This is a genomic window from Serratia sp. CY55921 (genome assembly GCF_052167655.1).
Lineage (GTDB): Bacteria > Pseudomonadota > Gammaproteobacteria > Enterobacterales > Enterobacteriaceae > Serratia > Serratia ureilytica.
The window spans coordinates 2399373-2411777 of sequence record NZ_JBJNMU010000001.1 but is presented as its reverse complement, the minus strand read 5'-3'; the positions used below and the strand labels follow the sequence as shown (position 1 = coordinate 2411777).

At 62.6% G+C, this 12405-nt stretch carries 13 protein-coding genes; 7 read left to right on the top strand and 6 right to left on the bottom strand.

The window, feature by feature from the left end; translation table 11 throughout:
• Positions 1 to 19 precede the first annotated feature (19 nt).
• A complete protein-coding gene (locus ACJ8M3_RS11695) occupies positions 20 to 838 on the bottom strand; it encodes a pyridoxal phosphatase (protein WP_089194398.1) in 819 nt (272 codons plus the stop codon).
• A 178-nt stretch (positions 839 to 1016) separates the two neighbouring features.
• Here ACJ8M3_RS11695 and pgl point away from each other — a divergent pair, with 178 nt between their 5' ends.
• Positions 1017 to 2012, top strand: coding sequence for a 6-phosphogluconolactonase (gene pgl, locus ACJ8M3_RS11690; RefSeq protein WP_089194399.1), 996 nt, complete (start codon positions 1017 to 1019; stop codon positions 2010 to 2012).
• A gap of 64 nt (positions 2013 to 2076) precedes the next feature.
• Here the strand turns inward: pgl and ACJ8M3_RS11685 are convergent, their stop codons facing one another.
• Both ACJ8M3_RS11685 and dmeF read right to left on the bottom strand, forming a co-directional pair.
• Positions 2077 to 2559 carry a kinase inhibitor gene (locus ACJ8M3_RS11685; RefSeq protein WP_042783877.1) on the bottom strand — a complete coding sequence of 161 codons (483 nt, stop codon included), beginning with the start codon at positions 2557 to 2559 and terminating at the stop codon, positions 2077 to 2079.
• Positions 2560 to 2591: 32 nt separating this feature from the next.
• The gene (gene dmeF, locus ACJ8M3_RS11680) at positions 2592 to 3560 is read right to left on the bottom strand and encodes a CDF family Co(II)/Ni(II) efflux transporter DmeF (RefSeq protein WP_089196736.1); all 969 of its coding nucleotides are present in this window, start codon (positions 3558 to 3560) and stop codon (positions 2592 to 2594) included.
• A 78-nt stretch (positions 3561 to 3638) separates the two neighbouring features.
• Between dmeF and ACJ8M3_RS11675 the strand changes: the two genes are divergently transcribed.
• Together ACJ8M3_RS11675 and ACJ8M3_RS11670 are read left to right on the top strand one after the other, a co-directional pair.
• The gene (locus ACJ8M3_RS11675; RefSeq protein ID WP_025301915.1) at positions 3639 to 3914 is read left to right on the top strand and encodes a metal/formaldehyde-sensitive transcriptional repressor; all 276 of its coding nucleotides are present in this window, start codon (positions 3639 to 3641) and stop codon (positions 3912 to 3914) included.
• 2 nt (positions 3915 to 3916) lie between these two features.
• On the top strand, positions 3917 to 4318 hold the full coding sequence (locus ACJ8M3_RS11670) for a YkvA family protein (RefSeq protein WP_025301916.1): 402 nt from the start codon (positions 3917 to 3919) through the stop codon (positions 4316 to 4318).
• A gap of 4 nt (positions 4319 to 4322) precedes the next feature.
• Here ACJ8M3_RS11670 and bioA read toward each other — a convergent pair whose 3' ends face one another.
• Positions 4323 to 5597: an adenosylmethionine--8-amino-7-oxononanoate transaminase gene (bioA, locus tag ACJ8M3_RS11665; protein ID WP_089196737.1), complete on the bottom strand. Its 1275-nt coding sequence runs from the start codon at positions 5595 to 5597 to the stop codon at positions 4323 to 4325.
• 88 nt (positions 5598 to 5685) lie between these two features.
• Between bioA and bioB the strand changes: the two genes are divergently transcribed.
• Genes bioB through bioD form a run of 4 tightly spaced genes read left to right on the top strand, consistent with a single transcriptional unit; the run spans position 5686 to position 9298 of the window.
• Positions 5686 to 6723 (top strand): biotin synthase BioB, encoded by a 1038-nt coding sequence (gene bioB, locus ACJ8M3_RS11660; protein WP_089197675.1) that lies wholly within the window; start codon positions 5686 to 5688, stop codon positions 6721 to 6723.
• Positions 6723 to 7874: an 8-amino-7-oxononanoate synthase gene (bioF, locus tag ACJ8M3_RS11655; RefSeq protein WP_033642231.1), complete on the top strand. Its 1152-nt coding sequence runs from the start codon at positions 6723 to 6725 to the stop codon at positions 7872 to 7874. The genes bioB and bioF overlap by 1 nt, the downstream gene beginning before the upstream one ends.
• A complete protein-coding gene (gene bioC / locus ACJ8M3_RS11650; RefSeq protein WP_089196738.1) occupies positions 7858 to 8625 on the top strand; it encodes a malonyl-ACP O-methyltransferase BioC in 768 nt (255 codons plus the stop codon). Before bioF ends, bioC begins: the two co-directional genes overlap by 17 nt.
• On the top strand, positions 8618 to 9298 hold the full coding sequence (bioD, locus tag ACJ8M3_RS11645) for a dethiobiotin synthase (RefSeq protein ID WP_089196739.1): 681 nt from the start codon (positions 8618 to 8620) through the stop codon (positions 9296 to 9298). Before bioC ends, bioD begins: the two co-directional genes overlap by 8 nt.
• A gap of 53 nt (positions 9299 to 9351) precedes the next feature.
• Here the strand turns inward: bioD and ACJ8M3_RS11640 are convergent, their stop codons facing one another.
• Positions 9352 to 10986 carry a hypothetical protein gene (locus ACJ8M3_RS11640; protein ID WP_033642234.1) on the bottom strand — a complete coding sequence of 545 codons (1635 nt, stop codon included), beginning with the start codon at positions 10984 to 10986 and terminating at the stop codon, positions 9352 to 9354.
• 129 nt (positions 10987 to 11115) lie between these two features.
• Positions 11116 to 11826: an ATP-binding cassette domain-containing protein gene (locus tag ACJ8M3_RS11635; protein WP_089196740.1), complete on the bottom strand. Its 711-nt coding sequence runs from the start codon at positions 11824 to 11826 to the stop codon at positions 11116 to 11118.
• Positions 11827 to 12405: the final 579 nt, after the last annotated feature.

Sequence of the window (12405 nt, the reverse complement as noted above, 5' to 3'; positions counted from 1 at the left end):
CGGCGGGAGGGCGAAAAGACTACAGCACGCGGGTGCGGATCACCTCGGCGATGCCCGGCTGCAGGTTATCGGCGATCACCAGATCGGCGCGTTCCTTGATCGCGTCATCGGCGTTGCCCATCGCCACGCCCAAACCGACCGCTTCCAGCATGCTGATGTCGTTGTAGTTGTCGCCGAACGCCACCACCTGATCCATGCTCAGCCCCTGCGACTCCACCCATTGGCGCAGGCGTTTGCCTTTGCTGTTGCCGCCTTTGGCGATATCCACCTGATCGTGCCAGGACCATTCGCACGCCAACTCCAGCTCTTTTTCCACCGTGTCGGCAAACTCGCGCAGCGCCGGAATATCGGCGTGCGAGGTGGCGAATTTCCAGATCGCCTGCGCGTCGTCGGCCGCCTGCGCCAGGCTGCCGACCTGCAGCAGCGTCGGGCGCTGCGCCGCAGGCAGGGTTTCGGCCCAGGCCAGCGAGCGAGTCACGTGGCCGCTCGGTTCCTGATACAGCATGGCGTCGTCAACGTACATCAGCCCGTGAATGTCGGTCTGTTTGAGCATCTGCAGCACCTGTTTGGCCTGCTCCTTCGCCAAGGGATCGGCGGCCAGCACCTTTTTCTGCTGAAAATCATACAGGTAAGTGCCGTTGCAGCAGATGGCCGGGGTGTCGATCTGCAGCGCCTGGTAGAACGGATGGATAGCGACGTGGTGGCGGCCGGTGACCACCACCACCTGGATGCCGGCGGCGCGCGCCTGCGCCAGCGCTTCCAGCGACTGCGGTAAGATGCGTTTTTGGTTGTCCAGCAGGGTGCCGTCAAGATCGAGGGCGATGACGCGGTAGCTCATAGGGTTCTCGTTATCGTTAGCCATAAAATTAATCCGATGGTACACCGGATAGCCAACGGAGAAAACCGCGTGAGCTTCCGGTGCTAAGCGGGGTTGCCATGCGACGGATGTGCGGTAAGCTAGGGGCAATCGAACGGCCTGAAACCGGTTCCTCTTTTACCCTTTGCAAGGAGAACACATGAAGCAAATCGTTTATGTCGCCAGCCCGGAGAGCCAGCAGATCCACGTTTGGCAGTTGGACGATGCCGGCGCGCTGGCGCTGCTGCAAACCGTTGATGTGCCGGGCCAGGTGCAGCCGATGACCCTTCATCCGGACAAGACCCACCTGTACGTCGGCGTACGTCCGGCGTTCGGCATCGTCAGCTACCGCATCGAGGCGGACGGCACGCTGCAGCAGGCCGGCATGGCGCCGCTGCCGGGCAGCCCGACCCATATCTCCACCGATTTGCAGGGGCGTTACCTGTTCTCCGCCTCCTACAGCGGCAACTGCGCCAGCATCAGCCCGATCGGCCACGACGGCGTGGTGACGGCGCCTATTCAGCAGATCGACGGCCTGACCGCGCCGCACTCGGCGAACATCGATCCGACCAACCAGCTGGTGCTGGTGCCTTGCCTGAAAGAAGACCGCATCCGCCTGTTCAACCTGAGCCTGGCGGGCCAGCTGACGCCACACGCGCAGGACGCGGTGGCGACCGCCGCCGGCGCCGGGCCGCGTCATATGGCGTTCCACCACAACGACAAGTTCGCTTACTGCGTCAATGAGCTGGACGGTACGGTGGACGTGCTGGCCATCTCGGAAAACGGCGGTCACTACACCGTGACGCAGACGCTGGACATCATGCCGGCCGACTTCGACGGCACCCGCTGGGCGGCGGACATTCATATCACGCCGAACGGCCGCTTCCTGTACACCAGCGATCGCACCGCCAGCATTCTGACCCTCTTCAGCGTTTCCGAAGACGGCGGCACGCTGAGCGTGGTCGGCTATCACCCGACCGAAGCGCAGCCGCGCGGTTTCAATATCGATCACAGCGGCCGCTTCGTGATTTCGTCCGGCCAGAAGTCCGATCACATCGCGGTGCATGAGATTGATCAGCGCAGCGGTGAGCTGACCACGCTGGCGCGTTATCCGGTGGGCAAAGGCCCGATGTGGGTAAGCGTGCTGGCGAAGTAATTCGGCGGGCAGAGCAGAAAAGCGCGGTTCGGTTGAGCCGCGCTTTTTTATGGGCGGAGATCAATCAGTTGAACATCACCGTCAGCGTGGCGCTGCCGAGGCTGTGGAAATGCACGTTAAAGCCCACCAACGCGCCGCTGGAGCCTTCATCCACCTCAATGCTTTCCACGTCCAGCGCATGCACGGTGAACTGATAGCGGTGGCGTTCGCCATTCGGCGGCGCGGCGCCGCCGTAACCGGCCGAGCCGAAGTCGGTACGGGTTTGCAGCGCGGCGCTCGGCAACGGCGCTTTGCCGGAGCCTGCGCCCTGCGGCAGCTCGCGCACGTCGGCCGGAATATTGGCCACCACCCAGTGCCACCAGCCGGAGCCGGTCGGGGCATCGGGATCGTACAGGGTGACGACGAAGCTTTTGGTGCCGGCGGGCACGCCGTCCCAGGCCAGGTGCGGCGACAGGTTATCGCCGCGGTAGCCCATGCCGTTGAAGACCTGCGTCTGCGGCATTGTGCCGCCGTCCTGCAGATCGTTGCTGTACAAACGAAAAGCCATAATGACTCCCAGTTGTCGATAAACGCGGACCCTTAAGCTAGATCTTTTCGGTGGAACAATACAACCCCTTGCGCCAGAGGCGGACGGTTGATCTCGACGGTGACATGCACCAGTTCGGGACGCGCGGCCAACAGTTGGCGCACCCGATCGGCGGTGAGGGCGCGATCGGCGCTGCTCAGGGCGAGGACGCAATGATATTTTCCTTTGCCGATGCGGCCTACATGCAAATCGGTCAGCGTGAGCGCGTGGCCGGAAGCGGCCAGGGCCTGGCGGATCTCTTGCGCCACCGGGGCGTCCATTTCGGCATCCAGCAAAATCTTTCCGCTATCGCGCATCAGGCTATAGGCCCAGGCGGCCACCATCGCCGCGCCGACGATGCCCATCAGCGGATCGAGCCAGGCGGCGCCCCAAAGCTTGCCGCCGAACAGCGCGACGAGCGCCAGCACCGAGGTGGCGGCGTCGGCGAGCACGTGGATATAGGCGGAGCGCAGGTTGAGGTCATGATGATGGTCATCGTGGTCATCCCCGTGATGATGATGGTGGCCGCCACCGCGCAACAGCCAGGCGCAGAGCAGGTTGACGGCCAGCCCGATCGCGCCGATGGCGATGGCTTCGTTGTAATGAATCGGGCTGGGATTCAGCAGCCGCTGCCCAGACTGAAACAGCATCAGCGCCGCCACCAGCACCAACAACACCGCGCTGGTGTAACCGGCCAGCACTTCGATCTTCCAGGTGCCGAGGCTAAAGCGGCGATCCTTGGCCAGCCGGCGTGCGGCGCCGTAAGCCAGCACCGACAGGCCCAGGGCCAGCGCGTGCGAACTCATGTGCCAGCCGTCGGCCAGCAATGCCATCGAGTTAAACAGCCAGCCGCCGGCGATCTCGATAGCCATCATACTGGCGGTGAGTATCACCGCCCATCTGGTGTTTCTTTCGGCCAATGGGTTACCATCGTCAAAAACGTGGCTGTGCTCGCGGTGCAAAACGGGCGCGTGAGACGTCATGGTGAAGTTCCTCAGCAAAAGATAGTGTGCTGAAATATACTATACCCCAGTATAGTAAATAACAATCAGGCGGAAATGATGAGCCATACCCACAGAGATCAAAAGAAGCTGTTGGCGCGGGTGCGCCGCATTAAAGGGCAGGCCGAAGCGCTGGAGCGCGCGCTGGAGAGCGGCGGCGAATGTTCGGCTGTTCTGCAGCAGATCGCGGCGGTGCGCGGCGCGGTCAACGGCCTGATGGCGCAGGTGCTGGAAGGGCATGTGCGCGAACATCTGGCTGCCGCGGACGCTACGCCGCAGCAGCGCGAGCAGGACATCGAGCAATTGATGACCGTTTTACGTTCTTATATGAAGTAATCATGATTTCACTGAAAAAACGCACGCCGTGGTTCGGCTGGCTGCGCCGTTGGGCCAAAGGCATCAAGCGCGATATCTACGCGCTGTGGCTGGCCGCCCGTGATAAGCGCACCCCGTGGTACGCCAAGCTGATCGCGCTGCTGGTGGCCGGCTATGCGATCTCACCGATCGATCTGATCCCGGATTTTATTCCGGTGCTGGGCTATCTGGACGATGTGATCATCGTGCCGTTGGGCATCATGTTGGCGGTGCGGCTGATCCCCAAACCGCTGATGGCCGAGCTGCGCGAGAAGGCGCAAAAGCGCGTCGATAATCCCACCGGCCGCATGGCGGCGGCGATGATCATTTTACTGTGGCTGCTGTGTTTGGGATTGCTGGCCCGCTATCTGGACCAGCATTGGTAAGGCATTAACGCGCGGCGGCGGCGACGGCGGCGGTCAGGCGGCTGAGCTGGTCCGCTTCGATGATGTAAGGCGGCATCAGGTAAATCAGCTTGCCGAACGGCCGGATCCATACCCCGCGCTCGACGAACCCGCGCTGCAGCTCGGCGACATCCACCGGTTCGCGCATCTCCAGCACCCCAATTGCGCCCAGCACCCGCACGTCGGCCACCTTCGGCAGCGCCGCCAACGGCAACAGTTCCCGCTTCAACTGGGTTTCGATGGCGCTCACCTGCGCCTGCCAGCGATTTTCCGCCAGCAGCGCCAGACTGGCGTCCGCCACGGCGCAGGCCAGCGGATTGCCCATAAAGGTCGGCCCGTGCATAAAGCAGCCGGCCGCGCCGTTGCTGATGGTCTCCGCCACATGGCGGGTAGTCAAGGTGGCGGAAAGGGTCATATAGCCGCCGGTCAGCGCCTTGCCCAGACAGAGAATGTCCGGCACCACCTGCGCGTGCTCGCAGGCGAACAGCTTGCCGGTGCGGCCGAAACCGGTGGCGATCTCGTCGGCGATCAGCAGCACCTGATGGCGATCGCACAGCTCGCGCACCCGCTTGAGATAGGTCGGATGGTAGATGCGCATGCCGCCGGCGCCTTGCACCACCGGTTCCAGAATCACCGCCGCCACTTCACCGGCGTGCTGCTCCAGCAGCGCGGTGAACGGCGCGATATCCTCTTCACGCCATTCCTCGTCGAAGCGGCACTGCGGCGCGGTGGCGAACAGGTGCGGCGCCAGATACCCCTGATAGAGGCTGTGCATCGAGTTGTCCGGATCGCAGACCGACATCGCGCCGAAGGTATCGCCGTGATAGCCGTGGCGCAGCGTCAGGATGCGCTGCCGGCGCTCGCCGCGCGCCTGCCAGTACTGCAGCGCCATTTTCAGCGACACTTCTACCGCCACCGAACCAGAGTCCGCCAGGAACACGCACTGCAGTGCTTCCGGCGTCATTTCCACCAGCCGACGGCACAACGAGATGGCGGCCGGATGGGTAATGCCGCCGAACATCACGTGCGACATCTTCTCCAACTGCTGGCTGGCGGCCTGATTCAGGCGCGGATGGTTGTAACCGTGGATCGCCGCCCACCAGGAGGACATGCCGTCCACCAGACTCCGGCCGTCCGCCAGCTGCAGTTCGACGCCGCTGGCCGATTCGATCGGGTAACAGGGTAACGGGCGGCTCATGGAGGTGTAGGGGTGCCAGATATGGCGTTGGTCAAACGCCAGGTCGGAAGCGGTGACAGACATTGTTGTAAACCAAATTGGATTAAGATTGGTTGACAGTATATCCACAATATTTAAACTGGCGACACTTTTTCGTTTTGGAGACGCCATGATGGCCGACCGCATTCACTGGACAGTAGGGCAAGCCCAGGCCCTGTTTGATAAACCGCTGCTGGAACTGCTGTTCGAAGCGCAAACCGTACACCGCCAGCACTTCGACCCGCGTCAGGTGCAGGTCAGCACGCTGCTGTCGATCAAGACCGGCGCTTGCCCGGAAGACTGCAAATACTGCCCGCAGAGCTCACGCTACAAGACCGGCCTGGAGTCGGAGCGGCTGATGCAGGTCGAGCAGGTGCTGGAATCGGCACGCAAGGCCAAGGCGAACGGTTCGACCCGTTTTTGCATGGGCGCGGCGTGGAAGAACCCGCACGAGCGCGATATGCCTTATCTGCAGCAAATGGTGCAGGGCGTGAAAGCGATGGGCATGGAAACCTGCATGACGCTGGGCACATTGGATGGCACCCAGGCCGAGCGGCTGGCGGAGGCCGGGCTGGATTACTACAACCATAACCTCGACACCTCGCCGGAGTTCTACGGCAACATCATCACCACCCGCAGCTACCAGGAGCGCCTGGATACGCTCGACAAGGTGCGCGACGCCGGCATCAAAGTGTGCTCCGGCGGCATCGTCGGGCTGGGTGAAACGGTGCGCGATCGCGCCGGGCTGCTGGTGCAGCTGGCCAACCTGCCAAAGCCGCCGGAGAGCGTGCCGATCAACATGTTGGTGAAGGTGAAAGGCACGCCGCTGGCGGATAACGATGACGTCGATCCGTTTGATTTCATCCGCACCATCGCGGTGGCGCGCATCATGATGCCATCTTCTTATGTCCGTCTCTCCGCAGGCCGCGAACAGATGAACGAACAGACGCAGGCGATGTGCTTCATGGCCGGCGCCAACTCGATCTTCTACGGTTGCAAGCTGCTGACCACGCCGAATCCGGAAGAAGACAAAGACCTGAAGCTGTTCCGCAAGCTGGGGCTCAACCCGCAGCAGACCGCAACCGAACACGGCGACAACCAGCAACAGCAGGTGCTGGCCAAGCAACTGCTGAACGCCGATACCGCCGAGTTTTACAACGCGGCGCCGTGATGAGCTGGCAGCAACGCATCGAGCAGGCGCTGGCTGAGCGGCGCCTGAACGCCGCCTACCGCCGGCGACAGACCACCGAGGGCGGCAACGGCCGCCAGATCCGGCTCGGCGATCGTCTCTATCTGAACTTCTCGGGCAACGACTACCTGGGCTTGAGCCAGGATGCGCGGGTGATCGCCGCCTGGCAGCAGGGCGCGCAGCGTTACGGCGTCGGCAGCGGCGGTTCGGGCCACGTGACCGGTTTTAGCGCAGCGCATCAGGCGCTGGAAGAGCAACTGGCGGCGTGGCTCGGCTATCCGCGCGCGCTGCTGTTCATCTCCGGCTACGCCGCCAACCAGGCGGTGCTGGCGGCGTTGATGCAAAAGGGCGATCGCATTTTGGCCGATCGTCTCAGCCACGCCTCGCTGCTGGAGGCGGCGGCGCAGTCGCCGGCCGAGCTGCGCCGGTTCCAGCACAATCAACCGCAGGCCTTGGCGGATCTGCTGGCCAAACCCTGCGACGGGCAGCGGCTGGCGGTCACCGAAGGGGTGTTCAGCATGGATGGCGACGGCGCGCCGTTGGCAGAGCTGCATCGCTTAACCCGTGCGGCGGGCGCCTGGCTGATGGTGGACGACGCCCACGGCATCGGCGTGCGCGGCGAACAAGGCCGCGGCAGCTGCTGGCAGCAGGGCGTGCGCCCTGAACTGCTGGTGGCGACCTTCGGCAAGGCGTTCGGCGTCAGCGGCGCGGCGGTGCTGTGCGATGAGGCGACCGCCGAGTATCTGCTGCAGTTCGCCCGCCATCTGATCTACAGCACCGCGATGCCGCCGGCGCAGGCCTGCGCGCTGCAGGCGGCGCTGGTCTGCATTCGCGAGGGCGATGATCTGCGCGCCCGGCTGCAGGACAACATTCGGCGTTTCCGTCAGGGCGCGGCGCCGCTGGCGCTGACCCTGACGGATTCCGACACCGCCATCCAGCCGCTGCTGGTGGGGGACAATCAGCGCGCGCTCGATCTGGCGACCCGCCTGCGCGAGTGCGGCCTGTGGGTGAGCGCCATCCGTCCGCCGACGGTGCCGCCGGGCGGCGCGCGGCTGCGCATTACCCTGACGGCGGCGCATCAGCCGCAGGATATCGATCGCCTGCTGGAGGTGCTAAATGACGTCAGCCAATGACACAGTGAACAAACAGGCGGTCGCCTCGGCCTTCAGCCGCGCGGCCGGCAGCTACGACGCCGCCGCCGAGCTGCAGCGTGACGTTGGCGAGCGCTTACTGGGGATGGGGAGTTCCCACCCGGGCGAACAGCTGCTGGACGCTGGCTGCGGCACCGGCTATTTCAGCCGGATGTGGCGTGAGCGCGGCAAACGGGTGACCGCGCTCGATTTGGCGCCGGGCATGCTGGATGTCGCCCGCCAACGGCAGGCGGCGCATCATTATCTGCTGGGCGATATCGAACAGGTGCCGCTGCCCGATGCGGCGATGGACATCTGTTTCAGCAGCCTGGTGGTGCAGTGGTGCAGCGATCTGCCTGCCGCGCTGGCGGAGCTGTATCGCGTGACCCGTCCCGGCGGCGTGATCCTGTTTTCCACGCTGGCGGCGGGCTCGCTGCAGGAATTGGGGGACGCCTGGCAACAGGTGGACGGCGAACGTCACGTGAACGCCTTTTTGCCGTTGACGCAGATCCGCACCGCCTGCGCCGCCTATCGACACGAGCTGGTGACGGAGTTGCGCACCCTGAACTACCCGGACGTGATGACGCTAATGCGTTCGCTCAAGGGCATCGGGGCGACGCATTTGCATCAGGGGCGCGAGGGCGGCCTGATGTCGCGTGGCCGCCTCGCCGCGCTGCAGGCGGCTTACCCGTGCCGGCAGGGGCAGTTCCCGCTCAGCTATCATCTGGCTTATGGAGTGATTTATCGTGAGTAAACGTTGGTTCGTGACCGGCACCGACACCGAAGTGGGGAAAACCGTCGCCAGCAGCGCCTTGCTGCAGGCCGCCAACCGGGCGGGCTACCGCAGCGCCGGCTATAAACCGGTGGCCTCCGGCAGCGAGATGACCGCCGAGGGGCTGCGCAACGGCGACGCGCTGGCGCTGCAGGCCAACAGCGGCGTGGCGCTGGATTACGACGAAGTGAACCCTTACGTATTTGCAGAACCGACCTCGCCGCATATCGTCAGCGCCGATGAAGGCCGGCCGATCGACGCGGCGCGGCTGTCCAACGGCCTGCGCCGGCTGGAGCAGCGCGCCGACTGGGTGCTGGTCGAGGGGGCCGGCGGGTGGTTTACCCCGTTGTCGGCGGAGTACACCTTCGCCGACTGGGTGCGGCAAGAGCAACTGCCGGTGATCCTGGTGGTGGGCATCAAGCTGGGCTGCATCAACCACGCGGTGCTGACGGCCCAGGCGGTGCAACAGGCCGGGCTGACGCTGGCCGGTTGGATCGCCAACGACGTGGCGCCGCCGGGGCGGCGGCATCAGGAATACCTGGCTACGCTGCGCCGTATGCTGCCCGCGCCGCTGCTGGGCGAAATCCCGCACCTGCCGCAGGCCGAACGGGCGCCGCTGGGGCAGTATCTGGATATCAGCTTGCTGGCGCAGTGAGAGGTTCTGGCTGATGAATCACAACGCCGGGTCTTATGACCCGGCGTTGGCTTTTACATAGCGGTAATACAGGCGTTATCGAGATAAAGCACGCCATTTTTCGCCAGGGCAAACAGGTTGAACGTCAGGATGACATGGGTCGCCCAGACCGGGACTTTTCGTCGATTGGCGTTGAAACGATATTCGGTGTACTCGGCGTAAGCATCGGCTTTCAAGGCGGCGTCCCAGGCTGCCGGCGCGGCTTTGGCGACGAGCGAGACGCCGTTGTCCGCATGGTCCTGGATACAGGCATATTGCAGCGTCGCGAACAGATTGCCGGTACCGCCGTTGACCGTTTTCAGGGTAAAACAGGCGCCCAGCTGCTCATATTGCGCGGCGGGCACGATCACTCTCACTCCGGCGTTGGTATTGGCGTTGCCCAACTTGGTCACTTTCAGGGCATTGCTGCCGTTGACGCCCGCGCCGGCTTCGATACTGATAGTCACTGCGTCTGAGGTAAAGGGCTCGCTGATCGTGCCGCCTGTCACTTCCCAGCCAAACGGCTTAGCGGAAAAGGCGAACTCACCGTCTTTTAACTTGTTATTCACGGCGCCGACCAGCGTCTGGATCCCGGCGCCACCCCCACCGCCATCCAGTCGGCTATTGACGATGACAAAGTCGCCGGTACCGCTGAAATAGCGGCCGCTGGCGGTTCGTACGCCATAGAACTTCACGCTGTCGACGATAATCCCGCTACTGCCGGCCTCGGCGTAAAACAGCGACGCTTGCGCCAGTCGGCCGCCGGCGACGATGATTTCGCCGCCGTGAATCAACAGCGATGCATTTTGATTGGCGCTGCAACGGAAGGGAATTTCCGTGAGCGGACTATTACCGTTGTTGAATTCCATATGGCAGCCATGCAATTCAATGCTACCGGCCTCAACGTCGGCAATCGAGCCGGCATAGTCGATCGAAGTGCCGAACAGGCGGAAGGCGCCGTTGGGGTTAGCGTTGCGAACGGCCAGCCCCTGGGAATTGCCGAGGGTGCCACCGAAGAAGTTGATGCCTTCGCCGAAGTTTTGGGCGCCGCTGTTCGTTGAAGGCATATGCAGGCACTCAAAACAGCGAATGACTTCACAGGCGTAGTGGTGGGCGATATAGGCATTGGTACCGTAGTACAGGCCGTAGTAGAAGCCGGAAATATAGACGTTATTGACGGAAAAGTTGCCCAGCGGGCCTTCAGGCGAATCGAAACGGACGCCGTCGATATAGGTGTATTCGATCGTCGTTTCATCTTTGCTGTTGTTAATCCTGGCGCCGATGCCCTTTACGGTGAAATCTTTCATGATAGGCGCCGGGCGAATAGGAACGTTGTTATCCAGCGCGCCGTTGCTGGTATAGCAGCGCAGGAAATAGTTATGGTCGCTTTCCGTGCCGTTGGGGATCTCGGTAGTGACGTTGACGCCGTTGCCGTCGATATAGACGAATCCGACATTGATATCGGTTTTAGGCGCCGTCCAAAGGGCAAAAGGCGCGGCGAATCTGACAATCGCAGGGCGTTTTAACGTTTTGATGATAAAGTCTTGTGCGCCGACCAGTTCGTCGCGCGAACTGACGTAAATGCCTTCAATATTAAGACGTTCCTGCAGGCTCCAGTTTTTGTTGCGCAAATCCGCGTATTGAATAAATGCCGCGTTGTTGTCTGTCATGCTTACATCCCTCGATATTATGGTGTCGGTGTGACCCCTATCGAGTATGAAAAGATGGCCGGCCCATGCCTATTGGGCGCAGACCGGCCGTGACTGATACAACAGCAACCTAATCGCTAACCCGAGCACTCACTCCGCCAGCCCGGCGCCGATCAGCGCCTCATCCAGCTGCGCCAGCGCGCCGTGCGCCACGGTGCGCCCGCTATCGAGCAGACAAAAACGATCCGCCACCCGGCGCACGAACGGCAGCTGATGCTCTACCAGCAAAATGGTCATGCCCAACTCATAGTTGAGCCTGCGGATCACGTTGCCGATGTCGGCGGCGATCGAGGGCGGTACGCCCGTTGTCGGTTCGTCGAGGATCAGCAGCGCCGGCTCCTGCGCCAGCGCACGACCAATCGCCAACTGGCGCTGAGCGCCTTCGCACAGATCGCCGGCGCGGCGGGCGCGCATCTGGCGCAAATTGGGAAACAGGCTGTAGATCAGCGGCGGAATGCGGTAAGGGGCGCCGCGCACGGCCATCTGCGCCACTTGCAGATTCTCTTCCACGCTCAGCTGCGAGAAGAGTTGCCGCCCTTGCGGGACGTGGCTGATGCCGAGTGCGGCGCGGCGCTCCATCGGTTGCAGCAGCAGGTTTTGCGGCGGCTGATCCGCCGGCTGCCAGGTCATGCTGCCGCTCACCACCGGCAAATGCCCCATGATGCAGTTGACCAGCGTGGTCTTGCCCACGCCGTTGCGCCCGAGCAGCACGGTGCACTGGCCGCGCGGCAGCTCCAGGTTGATGTCCCACAGGGTATGATTTTGCCCGTAAAATTGATTGACCGATCTCAGACTCAGCATGTGGCATTCTCCTCATAGACATAGGCGCCCGTTCCACTCGTTGGTGGGGTGCTGCAAAGGCCGCATTGGCGGTTGATTTCCCGAGTGTGGCAATGTCCGGAACAAAATGCCGTCCCTCCGATTCACCTGAGCAATGTCTGCGGTGGACGGAAAGACAGTCAATATGTCGTGAAAAACGACGTTTATGACGACTTGGTGTCGTTCTCGCGCTTTTACGAGGCATAGCCAGGCGGCGGTTGCACGCCGCATTCGGCAGCGCATTATGCTGTCGCGCCTCGTTCGCACGCGGGAAGATAAAGCAACTCCCAGGCCAGTTTTGCCACTGGCCGAAAAGGGGGAGTGTTATCGCTTTGTTAACCGCCTGTCAGGCCCGACGCGCTCTGCCGCGGCGGCCTGAAAATACGCCGGGAAGTTAACCCGGACGTTTTTTGCACTCTTGTGGTGCTCTCCGGCGTGGGCGTGGTGCAAGGCGTTGCGCCGCCGTCAAGCGCGATCGGCGTGAAAGGGGGTAATGCGATTTTGGCAATGGGGATTTTTAGTATTAATCGGCATAAACAAAGCGATATTTTTATGAAAAAA